Annotated in this window: 16 protein-coding genes and 4 tRNA genes; 6 read left to right on the top strand and 14 right to left on the bottom strand. The window is 41.1% G+C overall.

The annotated features are described in order from the left end of the window. The first annotated feature begins 67 nt into the window (after nt 1–67). The 4 genes from dsbB (at nt 68) to CXF83_RS13800 (ending at nt 5,829) form a co-directional block, all read left to right on the top strand. On the top strand, nt 68–577 hold the full coding sequence (gene dsbB, locus CXF83_RS13785; RefSeq protein ID WP_232775111.1) for a disulfide bond formation protein DsbB: 510 nt from the start codon (nt 68–70) through the stop codon (nt 575–577). 456 nt (nt 578–1,033) lie between these two features. Further along, entirely contained in the window at nt 1,034–2,968 is a 1,935-nt protein-coding gene (locus tag CXF83_RS13790; RefSeq protein WP_101091007.1) for a PrkA family serine protein kinase, read from the top strand. A gap of 52 nt (nt 2,969–3,020) precedes the next feature. After that, nucleotides 3,021–4,289, top strand: a complete 1,269-nt coding sequence (locus CXF83_RS13795) for a YeaH/YhbH family protein (protein ID WP_101091008.1) — start codon at nt 3,021–3,023, stop codon at nt 4,287–4,289. Between the two features lie 10 nt (nt 4,290–4,299). After that, nucleotides 4,300–5,829 (top strand): SpoVR family protein, encoded by a 1,530-nt coding sequence (locus tag CXF83_RS13800; protein ID WP_101091009.1) that lies wholly within the window; start codon nt 4,300–4,302, stop codon nt 5,827–5,829. A 61-nt stretch (nt 5,830–5,890) separates the two neighbouring features. Here the strand turns inward: CXF83_RS13800 and rplY are convergent, their stop codons facing one another. The 11 genes from rplY to CXF83_RS13855 all read right to left on the bottom strand — a co-directional run bounded on the left by rplY (nt 5,891) and on the right by CXF83_RS13855 (nt 13,161). Further along, nucleotides 5,891–6,178 (bottom strand): 50S ribosomal protein L25, encoded by a 288-nt coding sequence (gene rplY, locus CXF83_RS13805; protein WP_101091010.1) that lies wholly within the window; start codon nt 6,176–6,178, stop codon nt 5,891–5,893. Between the two features lie 152 nt (nt 6,179–6,330). Beyond that, nucleotides 6,331–6,879, bottom strand: coding sequence for a DUF882 domain-containing protein (locus CXF83_RS13810; RefSeq protein WP_101091011.1), 549 nt, complete (start codon nt 6,877–6,879; stop codon nt 6,331–6,333). Between the two features lie 96 nt (nt 6,880–6,975). Next, nucleotides 6,976–8,328: a L,D-transpeptidase family protein gene (locus CXF83_RS13815; protein ID WP_232775112.1), complete on the bottom strand. Its 1,353-nt coding sequence runs from the start codon at nt 8,326–8,328 to the stop codon at nt 6,976–6,978. Between the two features lie 202 nt (nt 8,329–8,530). Continuing rightward, the gene (locus tag CXF83_RS13820; protein WP_101091013.1) at nt 8,531–9,103 is read right to left on the bottom strand and encodes a type II secretion system protein; all 573 of its coding nucleotides are present in this window, start codon (nt 9,101–9,103) and stop codon (nt 8,531–8,533) included. A gap of 188 nt (nt 9,104–9,291) precedes the next feature. Then, nucleotides 9,292–9,377: transfer RNA gene (locus CXF83_RS13825), tRNA-Leu, on the bottom strand. Between the two features lie 82 nt (nt 9,378–9,459). Further along, nucleotides 9,460–9,533: transfer RNA gene (locus tag CXF83_RS13830), tRNA-Cys, on the bottom strand. Nucleotides 9,534–9,543: 10 nt separating this feature from the next. Then, nucleotides 9,544–9,619 (bottom strand) — tRNA-Gly (locus tag CXF83_RS13835). 152 nt (nt 9,620–9,771) lie between these two features. Then, nucleotides 9,772–10,320 carry a CDP-diacylglycerol--glycerol-3-phosphate 3-phosphatidyltransferase gene (gene pgsA, locus CXF83_RS13840; RefSeq protein WP_101091014.1) on the bottom strand — a complete coding sequence of 183 codons (549 nt, stop codon included), beginning with the start codon at nt 10,318–10,320 and terminating at the stop codon, nt 9,772–9,774. A gap of 47 nt (nt 10,321–10,367) precedes the next feature. Further along, the gene (uvrC, locus tag CXF83_RS13845; protein WP_101091015.1) at nt 10,368–12,197 is read right to left on the bottom strand and encodes an excinuclease ABC subunit UvrC; all 1,830 of its coding nucleotides are present in this window, start codon (nt 12,195–12,197) and stop codon (nt 10,368–10,370) included. A gap of 28 nt (nt 12,198–12,225) precedes the next feature. Next, a complete protein-coding gene (gene uvrY, locus CXF83_RS13850; protein WP_101091016.1) occupies nt 12,226–12,870 on the bottom strand; it encodes a UvrY/SirA/GacA family response regulator transcription factor in 645 nt (214 codons plus the stop codon). Between the two features lie 200 nt (nt 12,871–13,070). Next, nucleotides 13,071–13,161: transfer RNA gene (locus CXF83_RS13855), tRNA-Ser, on the bottom strand. A gap of 227 nt (nt 13,162–13,388) precedes the next feature. Between CXF83_RS13855 and CXF83_RS13860 the strand changes: the two genes are divergently transcribed. Both CXF83_RS13860 and fabA read left to right on the top strand, forming a co-directional pair. Continuing rightward, nucleotides 13,389–15,098, top strand: a complete 1,710-nt coding sequence (locus CXF83_RS13860) for a S16 family serine protease (RefSeq protein ID WP_101091017.1) — start codon at nt 13,389–13,391, stop codon at nt 15,096–15,098. Between the two features lie 67 nt (nt 15,099–15,165). Continuing rightward, nucleotides 15,166–15,681, top strand: a complete 516-nt coding sequence (gene fabA, locus CXF83_RS13865) for a bifunctional 3-hydroxydecanoyl-ACP dehydratase/trans-2-decenoyl-ACP isomerase (RefSeq protein ID WP_101091018.1) — start codon at nt 15,166–15,168, stop codon at nt 15,679–15,681. Nucleotides 15,682–15,759: 78 nt separating this feature from the next. Here fabA and rmf read toward each other — a convergent pair whose 3' ends face one another. The 3 genes from rmf to CXF83_RS13880 form a co-directional block, all read right to left on the bottom strand. Continuing rightward, nucleotides 15,760–15,936, bottom strand: a complete 177-nt coding sequence (rmf, locus tag CXF83_RS13870; protein ID WP_101091019.1) for a ribosome modulation factor — start codon at nt 15,934–15,936, stop codon at nt 15,760–15,762. A gap of 185 nt (nt 15,937–16,121) precedes the next feature. Further along, nucleotides 16,122–17,999: a DUF3466 family protein gene (locus CXF83_RS13875; RefSeq protein ID WP_101091020.1), complete on the bottom strand. Its 1,878-nt coding sequence runs from the start codon at nt 17,997–17,999 to the stop codon at nt 16,122–16,124. Nucleotides 18,000–18,029: 30 nt separating this feature from the next. Then, nucleotides 18,030–19,940, bottom strand: coding sequence for an ABC transporter ATP-binding protein (locus CXF83_RS13880; protein WP_101091021.1), 1,911 nt, complete (start codon nt 19,938–19,940; stop codon nt 18,030–18,032). Between the last annotated feature and the right edge of the window lies 1 nt (nt 19,941).

A 19,941-nucleotide genomic window follows, 5' to 3' on the forward strand; every position in this document is an offset into this window, starting at 1 on the left:
TAATAATAGTTAGTCATATAAAACGCCCTAATCAGGGCGTTTTTTATTTGTAATGGAGACATTGTCCTTGAATGCACTAACCCGTTTTGCCCAATCAAAAGCCGCTTGGCTTACGCTTGCAGCGACCGCTCTTTCATTAGAGTTAACAGCACTATTTTTTCAACATATCATGAAGCTCGATCCCTGTGTGATGTGCGTCTATCAAAGATTAGCCCTATTCGGCATTTTGTTTGCTGCGGTTTTAGGTTTAGCTGGTTATCAATCTCGCATCGCCAGATTAGCTGCTATGGGTATTTGGGGCGTAAGTGCCGGTTGGGGACTGAAACTGGCACTCGAATTAGTGGACATGCAAACTAACCCTTCGCCATTTGCAACCTGTTCATTTCTACCTGAGTTTCCAACCTGGATGCCACTGCATGAATGGCTGCCTTCGGTGTTTATGCCAACAGGAATGTGTTCAGATATTCCCTGGGAAATGATGGGTGTGACAATGGGACAATGGATGATTGTTGCATTTTCAGTTTACCTCTTTGCCTGGTTAATCTTTGTTATACCTGCTTTACGGTCAAAGAAGTAGACACTCCTAGGTTGCAAATGTGTTGCATTAACAACTAACCAGCCAACATATTTGCCCTTGATATACAGTGATTAACTCATCCGAGCTTTCTATGAGCTCGGGTTTTATCTATTTTGAATTCATTTTCGATGACATAAAGATCAATGCGCTTTAGTTCCCCCCTCCCTCACCACTCTAGACAAACAATGATAAAGCATCGCGTTAACGCTTCGGTCTATCCCCTCTGCATTGTTAGGGTCTCAAAGTGTAAAACAATGACCGATTACGGATCATTTATTTAAATAAAAACACGTTATTACAATATTATTCTCATCTGCAACTATTGCAATTGCAACTATTTCTTATTGTTTTTATTTACTTTTTTATCTCAGCCCTACCAAATTAGGTCTAACCTTAATAGTAGGAGGCCACTGTTATCAGCCTCTCATTCTATTTAGATTGTTTAGGGGGTGGGTTATGGGTATTTTCGAGCATTACCAACAACGTTATGAAAAAAAACTTGATGAAGAGTATTCATTAGAAGATTTTTTAAGCATATGTAAAGAGGACCATAGCGCTTTTGCATCAGCAGCTGAACGACTAATCATTGCCATTGGTAAGCCAGAGTTAATTGATACATCAAAAGATCCTATTCTAAGTCGGCTATTCTCAAACCGTCTGGTTTCCAGATATCCTGCCTTTAAAGACTTTTATGGTATGGAAGAGGCCATTGAACAGATTGTGGCATATTTGAAACATTCGGCCCAAGGGCTGGAAGAATCGAAACAGATCCTTTATCTCTTAGGGCCTGTGGGAGGCGGTAAATCCTCATTGGCAGAAAAACTTAAAGCATTAATGCAAAATGTACCGATTTACGTACTGACCGCAGACGGTGTTCGCAGCCCTGTTAATGACCACCCATTTTGTCTATTTAATCTTGAAGAAGACGGCCAGATTCTTAAGCAAGAGTACAACATACCAAAACGTTACTTAAAAAGTATCATGTCGCCTTGGGCAGTTAAACGGCTGCACGAGTTTGGTGGTGATATTTCAAAATTCAAAGTCGTCAAAGTCTACCCTTCAATTTTAGATCAGCTGGCAATCGCAAAAACTGAGCCTGGTGATGAAAACAATCAAGACATTTCATCTTTGGTCGGTAAAGTCGATATTCGACAGTTGGAACATTTTGCACAAAATGATGCAGACGCCTATTCCTATTCAGGCGCATTATGCCGCGCAAACCAAGGACTAATGGAATTCGTAGAGATGTTTAAAGCACCGATTAAAGTGCTTCACCCTCTACTTACTGCAACTCAAGAAGGTAATTATAACGGCACAGAGGGGCTTTCCGCCCTGCCCTTTGGTGGCATCATTCTGGCCCACTCTAATGAATCAGAGTGGACAACATTTAGGAATAACAAAACCAATGAAGCATTCTTAGACCGAGTCTATATCGTTAAAGTGCCTTATTGCTTGCGCTTATCGGAAGAGGTACGCATTTACGAAAAGCTACTGACAAACTCAGAGTTGGCGAATACGCCTTGTGCACCAGGTACTCTGGAAACCTTGGCTCAATTCAGTGTACTTTCACGTGTGGTTGCGCCAGAAAACTCCTCTATTTACTCCAAAATGCGAGTGTATAACGGCGAAAGCCTCAAAGATACCGACCCTAAAGCAAAATCATATCAAGAGTATCGTGATTATGCTGGTGTAGATGAAGGCATGTTAGGACTATCAACACGTTTCTCATTTAAAATTCTGTCCAAGGTATTCAATTTTGACAATACAGAAATTGCCGCAAATCCTGTGCATCTCTTTTATGTACTAGAGCGTCAAATCGAGCAAGAGCAATTCCCATCAGAAACTGCAGAACGATATTTAGAATTTCTAAAGGGCTACCTTATTCCTAAATATGTTGAATTTATTGGAAAAGAAATCCAAACCGCCTATCTCGAATCTTATTCTGAATACGGACAAAACATTTTTGACCGTTATGTTATCTATGCCGATTTTTGGATCCAAGATCAGGAATACAGAGATCCAGAAACCGGTCAATTATTCGATAGAGCAGCGTTAAATGCTGAACTTGAAAAAATTGAAAAGCCTGCGGGGATCAGCAATCCAAAAGACTTCAGGAACGAAATTGTTAATTTCGTACTTCGAGCTAGAGCCAATAACGAAGGCACTAACCCACTGTGGACTAGCTATGAAAAGCTCAGAACGGTGATTGAGAAAAAGATGTTTTCTAACACTGAAGATCTGCTCCCGGTAATCTCATTTAATGGCAAGACATCGACTGATGATCAACGTAAGCATGATGATTTTGTGAACCGTATGATGGAAAAAGGCTATACACAAAAGCAAGTTAGATTGCTGTCAGAATGGTATCTGAGAGTCAGAAAGTCTTCTTAAGAAAGCCAAATGGGGGAGATTACTCCCCTACTATTTAGGCTCGGAGGTGCGCATGGCAAATTTCATAGATAGAAGGCTCAATGCAAAAGGCAAGAGTACCGTCAATCGACAGCGATTTATTAATCGCTACAAAAAACAGATAAAAAAAGCGGTCAGTGATGCTGTGACACGCCGTAGTGTCACAGACGTCGATAAAGGCGAGAAAATAAGTATCCCCACCCGTGACATAAGCGAGCCCACATTTCACCAAGGTCAAGGCGGAATACGAGAACGAGTTCATCCTGGAAATGATAAGTTCAGCCGAGGTGATCAAATTGAAAGACCCCCTTCAGGCAGTGGTCAATGTGCTGGACAAGGTGAAGCCTCTGATTCTGGCGAGGGAAATGACGAATTTGTATTTGAAATCTCAAAAGATGAATATTTAGAGTTACTGTTCGAAGATTTAGAGCTGCCTAACCTACAGAACAATCGACTTAATAAACTAGTTGAATATCAAGTCTATAGAGCAGGCTTTACCAATAATGGCGTGCCCGCTAATATCAATATAGTCCGCTCATTACGGTCCTCTATTGCACGCCGCATGACCATGACCTCATCAAAAAAACGCATGCTAAAAGAGCTGCAACAAGAACTGATGGAACTTGAAGGCACTGCAGGTTCTAACGCTGAGCGCATTCTATCCCTTAAAGCACAGATAGACGATCTACAACGAAGAATTAAAAAAGTCCCCTTTATCGACACTTTCGATTTACGTTATAACAATTATGCTAAGCGAGAAGTTCCTTCAAGCCAAGCAGTCATGTTCTGCCTTATGGATGTTTCAGGTTCTATGGATCAAGCAACCAAAGACATGGCAAAGCGTTTTTATATCTTGCTATACCTGTTTCTCACTCGCACCTATAAGAACTTGGATGTTGTTTATATCCGTCACCACACCCAAGCAAAGGAGGTTGATGAACACGAATTCTTTTACTCACAAGAAACAGGCGGAACCATTGTTTCAAGTGCGCTTAAATTAATGCATGAGATCCAACAAAAGCGTTATCCAGAAAATGAGTGGAATATATATGCAGCACAAGCCTCTGATGGAGACAACTGGGCGGATGACTCTCCTTCTTGTCATCACATACTCGAAAAACAGCTATTACCTGTCGTGAGGTATTTTAGCTATATCGAGATCACTAATAGAGCGCATCAAACACTGTGGCGAGAGTACGAAACATTACAGAAGACACACGCTAATATTGCGGTCCAACACATAAAACAAGCCGAAGATATCTATCCAGTGTTTAGAGAGTTATTTAAGAAACAGGCTGTCTAAGGGGGACGTTATGGACAAAACAGAAAAAAGAAAACCATTAGATGATGGACCCGATTGGAACTTCGATCTGCTTCAAACCTATTTAACAGAAATAGAGCGCGTCGCTCACCATTACCGATTAGACGCCTATCCAAATCAAATAGAAGTTATTACGGCCGAGCAAATGATGGACGCTTACGCAGGTATAGGCATGCCTATTGGTTACACCCATTGGTCCTTCGGCAAACGTTTTATCGAAACGGAACAAGGTTATAAGCGTGGGCAAATGGGCTTAGCTTATGAAATTGTCATCAATTCAGATCCCTGCATCGCCTATCTAATGGAGGAAAATACCATCACCATGCAAGCCTTAGTCATGGCTCACGCAAGTTTTGGTCATAATAGCTTTTTTAAAGGTAATTATCTGTTTAAGACATGGACTGATGCTAGCTCCATTATTGATTACTTAGTGTTTGCCCGAAATTATATCAGTGAATGTGAGGAGTTACATGGTGTTGAAAGAGTGGAAAGCATCATTGATTCATGCCATGCACTCATGAGTTTCGGTGTAGATAGATATAAACGTCCAAGTGAGATCTCCTTTAAAGAGGAGAAAATGCGTCAAAAAGATAGAGAAGCCTATTTACAGAGCCAAGTTAATGATCTCTGGCGCACCGTGCCAGAAACGCCTCAAGAACAGTTAAAGGCCAAAAAGCAACATTTCCCCGCTGAACCGCAAGAGAATATATTGTATTTCATTGAGAAGAATGCACCGCTTCTAGAACCTTGGCAAAGGGAGGTTGTTCGCATTGTGAGAAAAATGGGCCAATACTTCTACCCGCAAAAACAGACCCAAGTGATGAACGAAGGCTGGGCTACCTTTTGGCATTACACCATTCTTAATCATCTTTATGATGAAGGGCTGGTGACCGATAGATTTATGTTGGAGTTTTTACAAAGCCACACTAATGTTGTCGTTCAACCCAGCTACAATAGCCCGCATTATAGTGGTATTAACCCTTATGCCCTTGGCTTCAACATGTTTATTGATATTCGTCGAATATGTGAAAAACCAACCGAAGAAGATAAACAATGGTTTCCAGATATTGCAGGCAGCGATTGGCTAACAACACTGCACTTTGCCATGGAAAACTTCAAGGATGAAAGTTTTATTAGCCAATATCTTTCACCTAACATCATTCGACAGTTTAAGTTGTTTTCGATCCTAGATGACGACAATAAGAATCACCTTGCAGTTTCAGCTATTCATGATGAACGAGGGTACAAAGAGATAAGAGAAAAATTATCGCAACAGTATAACTTGTCTAATTTAGAGCCTAATATTCAAGTCCATAATGTGGAAGTATCGGGTGATAGGTCTCTAACACTGCGTTATGTTCCAAACGCGAGGATCCCGTTAGCTGATAGCCGACATGAGGTTGTCAAACATATCCATCGTTTATGGGGATTTGATGTGCGGATTGAGCAAGCTGAAAATGGAGAGAACAAAGTGATAGCCGCCAGCCCTGAATGCAAGCTTGATAACTCCGCGAATATTTAAAACACATTTTTCAAACACAAAAAAAGCGCCTATTTAGGCGCTTTTTCAATTTACTTAAAACTTAAGCAAATTTAAAGTCAATATGTTCAACTAAAATCTTGTACGCATGACGTTGCATGTCTTGAACTCGTACTAATACATCTTTACCATCTAAAGCGATAGTTAGGTCAGTATTGTAAAAATCGTCGTTCCCTTGGATGTTGATGATATCTTTATGATCAAAAACAATAGAGATAGCTTCTTTACCTGGACCATAGATAACAGCAGGAACTTTGTTAGCATGACGTAGGCGGCGGCTCGAACCTTTCCCTATTTCAGTGCGGATTTGTGCAGGAATAGTATAAGACATAATAAAACTCACTTAATATAAATAAGATGTAAAAGATTACAGTAACGATTTTCGACCAACCATTACTGGCTAAAAGCGGGCGGATATTAACATAAAATTAAGAACTACACAAAATATTAATTGGGTTCACTTATGACTCATTAACGCCAAACTTACCAGCTTCGGATAGGCCCCGTATCGATATGTACAAAACCAGAATTAGGATAATAACCGACACCGCCTAATTTAAGTGCAATGGCAGCACTTCTTACATCTGCGAGTTTCACACCAGGGATAGCGATATCTAAGGCCATTCCTTTCATATGGTAACTTTTCTTTGCAACACCATGACTTCTTTTTGCCAACATTTCATTCGTTTTTGGAGAACGGTAGCCCGATATGATATGAAATTCATCATCAAAACTCAGTGATGTTTTCAATTGATACGCAAAATCAAATAAACGTTTATCCATAGGAACTGATTCATTCTGGCGATGATCTCGTAGTACTTGATTAAAACCGGTCAAAATATCCGCTTGATAATCACCATCGATCCAATAGCTTCCCTGCTCTCTCTCACCGGTATGGCGGTTGTAAAACCCTAAACTGCGCACCCCCTTGGTTGAACGACTTGCCTGTGCCTTTGTTGGAAGCATAGAAAACATTGCAACACCACCAAGGCCTAATAATAACTGTCTACGAGCAGAACATACTACGGTCACACTTTCACCACTGACTACTTTTCCTACAACTGGCAGGCAAATTACCCTGTTAGTTTTAGGATTGCAAGTTATCCGTATAAAATATCGTTAAGTGTATTATAAGTCGTTGATTTGAGCACTGGCGGTATCTGCAAAGCTAGTAGCAGCCCGTATTTGGTAGATGTCATTTCTAAATTGTGTCTGATTGGACGCATCTATCCAAGCAGTCCAATAAACCAAATGCACGTTGAGAGTGGCATTTAACGCAAACCATTGGGTCCGGTTTCGGTCGGCATGTCTATCGACCCATGTCTGTTTATCTTTAACTAAATTTGCCGCCATCCAATTAGCTAAGCCTTCAACATTTTCAACCCGTATACACCCTGATGAAAGTGCCCGATTACTGCGCTCAAACAAGTTTGGATCAGCCGTGTCATGAAGGTAAACACTAAAGTCATTTGGAAAATAAAATTTATAACGGCCTAATGTATTCGTTCTACCTGGACGTTGCACAAATCTAAAAGGAAAAGGTCCTCTTGCCAGATCACTCCACTGCTGCGGTGTTCTCACCACCAAATTATTATTACGATCAAATACATCAAAATTACGCGTAGCGATATAATTACCGTCTTTTCTTACTTGTGGCAGCAAGTCTTTATGGAGGATTGTTTTTGGTACTCGCCAGCTCGGATTGATCACGACATTAGAGATTGAACTACTAAGTAACGGCGTTGGTCTGTAAGGTTTTCCGACTATTACCCTTGAAAAAAGCTCAACCTTTCCCTTATTAAACAATTCCATTTCGAATGCAGGTATATTGATCACCAGAAAACGTTCGTCACGTTGAGCCATAAACTCGGCTCGTTGGATATAATTTTTAGCCAGAATAGATGCGCGCTGCTCTGGGGGCACATTTAACCACTTTACCGTTTCAGGGCCAATAATCCCATCAGCTTTCAAGCCATGCCTTTGTTGAAAACGTTTTAATGCATCAACAATATCTTCATTTAGCACTGTAGACTCTGTAACGGCACTTTTAGCATCACCAAGCAACCATAATCGCTTAACAATAACGGGAAAAACCGGATGATTTGTTCCAGGGCGGATCAAACCGTCAATGATTATCGGCTGCCACCAATCTTGTTCAGCTAACCATTGCAAATGGCGGATACGATTTTGAACCTGCAGATAACCATTTAATTGTGGTTCTAAACCCATAGCCCTAACGAAAGGATCACTAATTTCAGTTAATCCTTTGTTTCTAATGGGTATATGATGTTCACTCCAAAATAGTTCGATATCACTTTCGAGCTGATTTAACTCTTTAGAGGAGAGTTTGTTAATAGAGAGTGCTTCTTTATACTGAACAAACTTGCCGTCAGTATCGACTAATGCAAGCAAAGACACCTGTTGGTATAACATCTTTTCAGCACGTGTAATTCGTTCATCAGCATATCCATTCAAGCTCATGAAAAGCATACTTATACAGCATATGAAACCACAAAATCGCATTTAACCACCCTATTAACATTCTAATGTTAAGTATGGCAAACAATTATGTTTTGTATATGACGTAATAAAGAATTAGCCTTTATCAAAAAAATAAATTCAAGCCAATAAAAAAGCTCCTACGATAGAGGAGCTTGATTAATAAAGATAAAAACCCTGTTAGTTATGGGTAACTAAGAACCCCTTTCTCAACCTCTGTCTTACCAGTATTGGGATAGTATTTTAGTACCCAGTTTTTTGCGTCTTTTGTACGATCATCAGCGATATAGTTGTAATAACAATAAGTATTAGCATTACTTAACACACCACCTGAATACCAATAAATAATGTCATCGCTTTTATCGAACGTATTGTTACCGTGGCTCTCTAAAGTATATTCGTCATTTTCAAGCAGGCCTTGCCATATTTCTTTGCAAAATTTTCCCTGCAGCCTTGTACCACTTTCACTCAAAGTGGTATCTATACCGAGTGGGAACCCCGTCACCCCTGAATCTAATGTCCCATCACCATAACAGCTTACATCGACTTGATAACCGCTTTTACCAGACGCCAACCAACAACTGTGATAAAGCTTCACACCAGAGGTAAAGCTGCCAAAAGTACTTTTAATCGACGCATCATGGGCATCTTGGCTTAGATTGATAAATTTTGGCGCTGCCACTACGGCTAAAATACCGAGCACAATAATAACGACAACAAGTTCTATTAGGGTAAACCCTTTCGAGTTTTGCTTCATGCTTAGACTCACACATTAGATATTGTGGTGCAATATACATAAATTAACAGCTACTGTCATATGATGCATAAGCTTTTGAATTAATTAAGAACTTACTAAATAATGTCACTATAATTCATTACAAAACAACTGATTTACATTAACGTTTAAACACAAAAAAGCCCCGACTAATGTCGAGGCTTAAATGATGGTACCCGAGGCCGGACTTGAACCGGCACGCCTATTAAGCGAGGGATTTTAAATCCCTTGTGTCTACCGATTCCACCACTCGGGCAAACTCGTTGATTTTGATGATACGTGTTATCGGTAGAAACACTGTAGTTAATTGCTTAACCACTCATCAAACTCTTAATCTTTGGAGGCGCGACCCGGAGTCGAACCGAGATAGGCGGATTTGCAATCCGCAGCATAGCCATTCTGCCATCGCGCCGGTGTTAAATTGGAGCGACATATCAGGTTCGAACTGATGACCTATACCTTGGCAAGGTATCGCTCTACCAACTGAGCTAATGTCGCGTTTCAATTTAATCTGTAATCTAGTTCTTGCTTAGTTCGCTTCCCCTTGACTACGGAATGGCATTCTACCGATTTATATCGAAGAGTCAACGCTATATTTAGAGATAAACAACTGCTTGCGCACTAATTAATCTCATTGATTTTAAAACGAGCTACTCGGCTGTTAAATCGCCCCAAGCGGCAAGTATATAGCTCATCATTGACCAAAAAGTGAGAACTGCAGCAACATAAAACAAACCAAATGCACTATAAGTAATAAAATCGTTTGGCTGCCATATTAATCCTGTAATCGCAGTCATCTGTGCCGCTGTTTTATATTTACCGATCCAAGAGACGGCTACTGTGCCTCGTTTACCTATTTCAGCCATCCACTCTCTTAAAGCAGAAATAACAATCTCCCTGCCAATCATAAATAATGCCGGTAATGTCAACCACACACTATCGTATTGAGCCACTAGCAGAACTAATGCAGTGGTCACCATGATTTTGTCAGCTACGGGGTCAAGGAAAGCACCAAATCGAGTCGATTGTTTTAGTTTTCGTGCAGCGTATCCATCGAGCGCATCGGTAACCGCGGCTAACCAGAAAACAAAAGCTGCGGCGAAAAGGGCCCAACTGTCAGGCATGTAAAAAAGAACGATAAACACTGGTAACAGTAACAACCTGAAAAGTGTTAACGCAATAGGAATGTTAAACGGCATTATAAAACCTAGAATTCAAAATCTGCGCTAATCTTGCCTTAATTTTACTACCCTCGCAATGCATCATGTATTGTTTGTGCCATTTCTAAGCTGATACCAGGTACTTTTCCCAATTCTGCTACGCTCGCCCCCTTAACTTCCTGTAAACCGCCTAAATGTTGCAATAATGCCTTACGTCTTTTAGGCCCCACTCCTTCAATAGATTCTAGTGAAGAGGTATTGCGGGTTTTCTGCCGTTTATTACGATGCCCTGTAATCGCAAAGCGGTGTGACTCATCACGTATTTGTTGGATCAAGTGTAGGGCACCGGAATCTGCGGGCAGGGAAAAAGACACTTCATTTTCGCCATAGATCAATGTTTCAAGGCCAGGTTTTCTGCCTTCCCCTTTGGCAACACCAATTAATGTAGGCGCGTGATCTAACGCAACAAATTTCTCATCTACTATCTTTTGGGCGATGCGTAACTGCCCTATTCCGCCATCAATAAACAAAATATCAGGTATCTTGCCACCACTAACAACCTTATCAAAACGGCGACTAATGGCTTGCTTCATTGCAGCGTAGTCATCCCCGGGAGTAATGCCATTTATATTATAACGACGGTAATCGGCTTTGTGCGGACCTTCTCTGTTAAATACAACGCAAGAAGCAACCGTACTTTCCCCCATGGTGTGGCTGATATCAAAACATTCCATTCGCTGTATTTTATGACTGACTTCAATCGCTTCTTCTAGTAACAAGAAGCGTTGCTCAACGGTATTCTTATGTGACAGCCTGGTATTAACCGCATTGGTCGCATTGGTTAGCGCTAATCGCAAGAAACGGGCACGTTCGCCTCGCACTTGACTCTTTATATCTACTTTTTTTTCTTGAGCAGCTTTAATGGCATCAGCAAGTTGCCCTTGCTCTTCAAAAGCGTCACTGACAAGGATCTCTTTAGGCGTTATTCGTTGGCTGTCCGAATTAAGATAAAATTGAAACATGAAGGCGCGTAACACTTCAGACAATTCCGTATCAACCGGCACTTTTGGATAGTAACTTCGGCTACCAAAAATCTTTCCTTCACGAATAAACAACAGATGAAAACAAGCCACTCCAGATGCGAAGTGAACACCTATCACGTCCATATCACCAGAAGAGTGAGATACCTCTTGTTGCTCCGCAACTCGCCTTAGCGCTGTGATCTGGTCTCGGTAACGAGCGGCGTCTTCATAATGGAGTTCACTGGCCGCTTGCTCCATCTTTTCGACAAGTGCTTTGGTAACCTGTTGATCTTTACCTTTTAAAAACAGCCCAGCTAATGTGACTTGTTCTTGATAGTCTTTAGGCGATATAAGATCTACGCACGGTGCACTACAACGACCAATTTGATACTGCAAGCAAGGACGAGATCTTGCTTTGTAATACAAATCATCACATTGACGAATTGGGAATATTTTTTGCAGTAGATGCAAACTCTCACGCACAGCGCCACCATTAGGATAAGGTCCAAAATATTGGCCTTTATCTCTTTTAGGACCCCTGTGATAAGAGAGCCTTGGGTGCTTATGGTTACTTAATAAAATATAGGGATAGGACTTATCATCTCTAAGCAGTACATTATATTTAGGCATGTACTGCTTTATATAATCGTTTTCTAGAATGAGAGCATCGGTTTCACTGTGCGTGACTGTGACATCGATATTGACGATTCTTGATACCAATGCTTGAGTTTTTACATTGGCTAAATTTTTACGAAAATAGGAAGATAACCGCTTTTTAAGATCTTTTGCTTTACCGACATAAATAACGGTATCTGCAACATCATACATCCGGTAAACACCAGGCGAAGATGTCACCGTTTGCAAAAACTCATCTGAATTAAACGCTGCTGTCATACGCTCTTTATTTATCTATAGACTCTAATTAGAACTGGCCAGTATCGAGCATTTTATAGCGTATGGCTAATCGAGTGAGTTCAACATCACCACCAATACCTAATTTTGCGAACAAACGATAGCGATAACTGTTAACCGTTTTGGGACTCAAGTTGAGTTGCTCTGAAATATCACTGACTTTTTCACCATTGGTGATCATCAACATGATCTGCAGTTCTCTTTCAGAAAGGGTTTTAAATGGATTGTCTTCCGACTGATTAAATTGACTCAGCGCCATTTGCTGAGCAATTTCTGGCGATAAGTAACGCTGTCCATGTGCCACTTGTCGAATAGCTTGCATCACTTCCGGCGAGGTAGCCCCTTTGGTTAGATAACCAGACGCTCCTGCTTGCATCACTTTAGTGGGAAAAGGATCTTCAGTATGTATCGTCAGTACGATAATTTTAGCATGCGCTTGAAATCTGAGTATTTTACGAGTGGCTTCTAAGCCCCCAATACCCGGCATATTCATGTCCATTAAAATGACATCAGCTTCGTTTTTACGACACCATTGAACCGCGGTCTCTCCGTCACCGGCCTCACCTACGACTTTAATTCCACGTTCGTCTTCTAAAATCCGTCGAATACCGGTGCGTACGAGCTCATGGTCATCGACCAAATATACTGATATCAAAGCTGCTCTACCTTAAAATGAATCTGGCTTGAATCAAACTAGAATCAAGCTAACTTATTCAGTCTAATTTAGCCCATATACTTCAAATTAGAAAGATAATTTTACACAAGCGCCAACATGACAATAATGTATATCGCTTTCAATAACAATGAGTTAGCCAGAAAGCAAAAAGGCAGCCTATTAGGCTGCCTTCTTTAATGTGGCGGAGAGATAGGGATTTGAACCCTAGATGGGCTACAAACCCATGCCGGTTTTCAAGACCGGTGCATTCGACCACTCTGCCATCTCTCCGAACGCCGTAGATACTAGGCGTTTAAGCTTTAATTGTAAATACCAAATACTTGATAATTTTCGTGTAACGGCACAACTGCCTATCTTACAGTCAAATTGGTGGTTCTTCCTCCTATCAGCAGCACTCGCGCTCAGAATGTTATGGTGACGACTAATACAGACTTACTTGATAGCTAGCAGCAATACTATGGTAATATCGATTTAGTAGAAAAACTTACATGATATATATGAACTCAAACATTATTCCCACAGCTGCACTTAAACCGCAATTTACATTACCTGCGGATTTAGTTAATGAAAGTTCACCAGAGATGCGGCTAATCGGTCAATCGCGTGTGCGTGATGCATTCAAACTTTTAGGCCGCACTCACGACCAGCATATGTATTTAGCCGATTTTTCTGGCTGTAATCGTAAATACATCATCAATGCACTTGTTCATACAGAAGGCGTATTCCCAAATAAACGCCTTATACTACAAGACAACACTACCGCTTGGCTTGAGGCCGAAGTCACTTCTAATGACACCGTTATTGCGACCAAACAAACTCAATATCAATACCTTTCTGGTACGATCAAGAAGCATGATCTTGTTGGTCGTTATGATGAAAACACCAAGCAGTATAAAGCGGGGGCTCTTGCCAACTGTCATTACCTATTTGTGTGTGCTGATTCTATCTGGAAACGTGAAGCGCTATGGGAGTTGCTGCTTGAGATCCTCGATAAGAAAGAGTACCAGGTGCATTCGAGCCTTCCTGCCCTTTCTTTAAACTGCAAAATCATCCTCATTGGTTCTAGTAACCAATATGGTCACTGCTGGTTAGGTGAACCTAGTTTTTCAAATCATTTCCCTCTTTTGGGGGAGCTCATCAACGAAGTTGACTTAAATGAAGTCAGCCTGGTTGAATACGACCAATGGTTAAACTGCATTTTAAACGATCTTAATCTGACTTTAGATCAACAAGCAAGATTGGCATTGTTTGAATACAGCGCCAGACTTGCCGATCATCAACAACGATTAAGTTTGATGTCTATCAACATTGAGCAGTTATTAGTTCAAGCTAGCGCATACGCGCATACACGACATATCGATATCAAGGCATTCCAACATAGTATCGATATGTTTAATCAACGTCACAACGCCTCAGAGAAGCTTTCAGAGCAGAACTTTGACGATCTATTTATCAGTCTCCCCACCCAAGATGAAATGATTGGCCAAATAAATGGGTTAACCGTCATAGAAAATGCTGAATACAGTTATGGAGAACCCGCAAGGATTACCGCGTCAGTGCATTATGGTGATGGAGAAGTCGCCGATATTGAGCGAAAATCAGAACTCGGCGGTAACATTCATGCTAAAGGAATGATGATATTGTCTTCCTGCTTGTATCGTATTTTTGGTAAAGATGCACCTTTACATCTCAATGCCAATATTGTGTTCGAACAATCTTATCAAGAGATCGATGGCGACAGTGCCTCTCTTGCAGAGTATTGCAGCTTAATCTCCGCAATTTCAGAAAAGCCGATAAAACAAAGCCTGGCAGCAACCGGTGCGATTGATCAATTCGGTAATGTACAAGCTATTGGCGGTGTTAACGAAAAAATTGAAGGTTTTTTTAAGCTGTGTCAACGCCGTGGTTTAACAGGTAATCAAGGTGTCATTATTCCTTGCTCTAATATGCAGCAATTGAACCTCAAGCAATCTGTTATTGATGCCGTTCATCAAGGGCTCTTTACGCTGTATCAAGTTAAACACATTGATGAAGCCGCTGAAATTTTAATGCAGACCCCGGCCGGTACCGCAGACAAAGACAACCAGTTTCCTGATGACTCACTTTATGGCTTAGTGCAGGCTAGATTAGAAAGTTTGGCAGGTTATCAAGACGAAGATAAGTCTTTTTTTGTGAGGCTTCGCGAAAAATTATCATTTTCTAGCTGATCGGAGTTGTTTAGCGTACACGTGTTCGCTAACCTTGGAGGCTCAAATAGCTGGAGAATTAAATATAATGAGTAACGCAAACAGTTTTACAAAAGAAGACCTAGTCGCCTGTGGACTTGGTACCCTTTTAGGACCTAACTCTCCTAAATTACCGAAAGACAATATGTTGATGATCGACCGCGTGCTTAAAATTAATGCAGATGGCGGTGAATTCGGTAAAGGTGAAATTGTAGCTGAGCTAGATATTAATCCTGACCTTTGGTTTTTCGACTGTCATTTTGCATCAGATCCGGTTATGCCGGGTTGCCTAGGCTTAGATGCTATGTGGCAGCTTGTTGGCTTTTTCCTTGGTTGGGAAGGCGCGGAAGGTAAAGGCCGTGCATTGGGCGTAGGTGAAGTGAAGTTCACTGGTCAAGTGCTACCAGATGCTAAAAAAGTGACCTATAAACTAACGATTAAACGTAAAGTGTACCGCAAGTTAGTGATGGGCATTGCAGATGCCACCATGGAAGTGGATGGTCGTGAAATTTACAGCGCAAAAGATTTAAAAGTCGGTATTTTTACTGACACCTCAAGCTTCTAAGCGCCAAGTTATAGTATTAAAGATAAACAACGCCCTCAACTATGAGGGCTTTTTTTCATGTTTAATATTAGATAAACGTTACTTATTAAACAAACCGCTTAACCTATCATCAATACCTTCTCGCCAACCACCAAGCCATTGTGATTTTGAGTCGAGTGTCGAATATGGACAAATCTCTTTAGAACGGCCCCCAACTCCAGCCTGAAAACCTTTCGAAAAAGCTCTGTCTAATCGATCTCTTTTTTGTCTCTTCATGCAAGCGTCCTCTCTTCCATAATGATTGAAGCTCTAATGCTTCAGCACTATGAATAAAACTTTTTGCGGTAGAGATCAATCAAAAAATGCGACCATTCCGACGGTCAAATATTAAGCTATTGAGTTGTGGGATAAAAATAAAAATAAAAAAAATCGAGGCATTTGCCTCGATTTAGTCTACTCATCTATTTCCGTCTGCGTCTCAACCAAACCAGCGGTAACATTAACAACCATCCGAGGCTCGCTGCCCCTTTTCTTTCATAGTCGCCACTTTCGCCACTTTCATCAATACAGTTGTTAGCCGCTTTCCATTCATCAGTAATTTCAGCACCAGAAGTCTGCAGAACCATCATACGAGGTAAGAAAGAAGTAACTGGATCGCCATAACCATTAAGCTCGAAGAATGGTAATCCATTGTCACCAATAACTAAGTTACCGTCCGTATCAAATTTATACGACGGTTTACGAATAAAGGCTGTGCCAACAATCGTGCCACTGTCATTAATGCTGTTAGCTTCAACTATAACGATTTCGCTATTGTAAGTTAACGTTTTTCCAGAGCCATCTTCAACTTCAACTTTATTGCGGATCCATTTACCCGCATCGTCTTTTTCGAAGCCTTTAGACTCACAAGTCAACAATTCATTCAGATTTGTAAACTCATCTTTGGCGATATCATAAAGGAAGCCCGCTTTTGGCCGCGGTTTTTCTTTATCATGAGTCGTTTCAATATAACCAACGACTTGCCCATTGTTGTTGATATCGCGACCACGACTCGACAGATCAGACACGTTGTTATAGAAATCAAACGGGGTTATCAGCTCAGCATTAGCATCACTGGTATCGATATAGAAGAACTTATCTCTGCGATAACCTTCTATATACTTATTATAGCTACCGACCAATATACCATTGTCATTAATGTCATAAGCGATAGATGAAGTCACATCTTTCACTGTATCGACGTCGACCCAGTTGTATTGGTAACTACCATCAGCACCTTGAGTCCAATAGGCGGCATCAAAATACAATCTATCTTTATCATTTTTGCGGTAAACATGTGAACGGCCAGCAACGACACCCTCAGTATTGATCCCTAAACCTTGGCCAATATAAACGCCATCGTTAGTGGTTTCGAGTCCCAAAGGTAAAAGAAACTCCTCAGTAATAGCACCTGCGTCGTAACGCCAAACATAGCCGCGTGTTTGATATTGTATATCTCTAAGGCCATTACTCTTTGGATATTGTCTATTCTGAACACAAATATCAGTGGGAGCTGTTTCGCTGTTGTTCGATACACATGAATCTATAATGCTGGCACTGTTTTTACTAATATCAGTACTGGCATAGCCAGTAACCATATTGGCACTATTGACTGCCGTCGCACTCGAAAAACCACCCACATTAACCGTAACATCGCCACTGTCTTGCTTAGAAACATACTCAAAATAGGGTGGAATTAAGGCAATTTCTGTATCAGTGCCAGATTTAACAAAACCACGCTGTTCATATTCACGATAATACCAATACTCTTGGGTAGTGCTTGAGCCCGAGTAATCTACTTTTTGTTCGGCAGCCGTCATTTCGCCTACTTTTACTTTGGCATCATTAATGCCGTAGTAAAAAGTATCAACTGAGTTAACAGGATCAACTTCTGGAAAAGTCGGTGCAGTAGTGCCGTTTACGCTTTCAAATGTTGGCAACCAAGGGGTTGCTGCGTCATTTTCAATTGAGGTAAACGTGAAATTATTGGCTAGAATGGGCAAATTAACGGAGTAAGTAATGGTTTCAGCATCGGAAACACCGTCTTCAATGTCGATTACACCATCATCACCTTCATCGACATTGAGTTTCTTTTTACCCTTAGCGGCGCCAACTGCTTCATTATTGTTATTAACCGACATGCCATAACCGTTACGGGTATTTTCGATCGTACCATTTAGGTTAAACGTATCAGCGTCGATATTTTTTATTTCATATACAGGTGCAGCTTGTGCACCTTGAAGCACGCTTAATACGCCTACAGCCACTAAGGATAGGGTTTTTTCCAACTTAAACTTCATGAACTCACTTCCCATTTTTTTATTTTTAGCTTACTTCAATGACTCGAGCTCTTCCCATCGCTCAAAGTAACTCTCAAGTAGACTTTCCTTATCGGACAAAGTCTTTAACTTCTCATTTACTGTTTTTTGTTCCTGTGCATAAAAGTCAGGACCACTAATAATACTTTGCAATGCTTCTAGTTCCTGCTCTAACTTTTCCATCATTGCAGGTAATGATTCTAATTCTTTTTGTACTTTAAACGATAATTTTTTTACCGGTTTCACGACCGCTACTGGCTTTTTCTCAGCAACTGCAGTTTGGACATTCTTTATCTCCTGAGGTTCCTCAGAATAAAATTTAGCGCCCTGGGATACCGCATCTTGGTAACCACCAACATACTCACTCCAACCACCATTACCTGTAAACCACCAACTGCTCGTTACAGTGTTGTCTATAAATGCTCTATCGTGACTGACGAGTAACAAGGTCCCTTTATAGTCAGCAAGTAAGGACTCAAGTAATTCCAACGTTTCGATATCTAGATCGTTTGTCGGTTCATCGAGAATAATAAGATTTGCAGGACGAAGCAACAACCGAGCGAGTAACAGACGATTTTTTTCACCGCCAGACAACGCTTTAACAGGTGTTCGTGCTCGCATAGGTGAAAATAAGAAATCTTGTAAATAACTTAGAATATGTCGGTCTTGACCATTAATCGTGACTGTTTTCTTTCCTTCACCAACGTTCTCTTCTACCGTTTTTTCAGGGTCAAGAGCTTCACGATATTGGTCAAAATAAGCTATTTCTAGCTTTGTACCCACTTTTACACTACCAGACTGTGCTTCTAACTGGCCAATAAGCAGTTTAACTAACGTTGACTTACCACAACCGTTCGGACCGATAAGTGCAATTCGGTCACCACGCATCACGGTTGAATTAAAGTTCTTAACCAGATTCTTGTGAGGAAGGTTGTATTCTAAATTTTCAATATCAAATACCAGCTTGCCCGAACGGTCAGTGTCCGCCACAGCCATCTTAGCGCCACCTTGACGGTTAAGACGTGCCATACGTTCTTCACGAAGATCTTTAAGGGCGCGCACGCGTCCTTCATTTCGAGTACGACGGGCTTTTACGCCTTGACGGATCCACGTCTCTTCTTCTGCAAGCTTTTTATCAAAATGAGCATTCTGCTCCGCTTCTACTCGTAACCATTCCGCTTTACCGGTGATGTAAGCTTGGTAACTGCCAGGCCAAGAGGTAGCAATACCGCGGTCAAGATCAACGATACGAGTTGCCATTCGATCAATAAAGCCTCTATCGTGACTGATAAAGACGATAGCGCCTCGGTAGCTGAGTAGGAACTGTTCCAACCATTCAATAGTATCAATATCGAGATGGTTAGTGGGCTCGTCTAATAATAACAGATCTGGATCGCTAACCAATGAACGTGCTAAAGCCACTTTACGCTGCCAACCGCCCGATAACTCGGACAATGATGCATCCGCATCTAAGCCTAATAGTTCGCAATTCTGGTTAATACGACTGTCTAACTGCCAACCATTTAAGTGATCAATATCGCCTTGAAGCCTTTCCATCTGCTTCAGCATTCGATCCATTTCGTTGGGAGACGCTGTTGCAACATCATGAGAGAGCTGATGATAACGTTCTAGTTTTTCACCAACCTCTTTTAAGCCTGCTGCAATATAAGCATAAACAGTTCCCTGCTCAGCTTTGGGTGGATCTTGCTGTAAGCGGCTGACTTTGACGTCGGTTGCAATATTAAATTCACCTTCGTCAAGCAGTACATCGCCACTTAGTACCTTCATAAGACTGGATTTACCAGTACCATTTCGGCCTACAATACAAACACGTTCACCAGGTTCAATTGTGAAATCAGCTTTTTTTAATAACGGGGTATAACCGTAGGCTAAAGAGCCGTTATTTATACGTACTAAACTCAAC

Origin of the sequence: Shewanella sp. Choline-02u-19, from assembly GCF_002836205.1 — a bacterium.
Classification (GTDB): Bacteria; Pseudomonadota; Gammaproteobacteria; order Enterobacterales; family Shewanellaceae; genus Shewanella.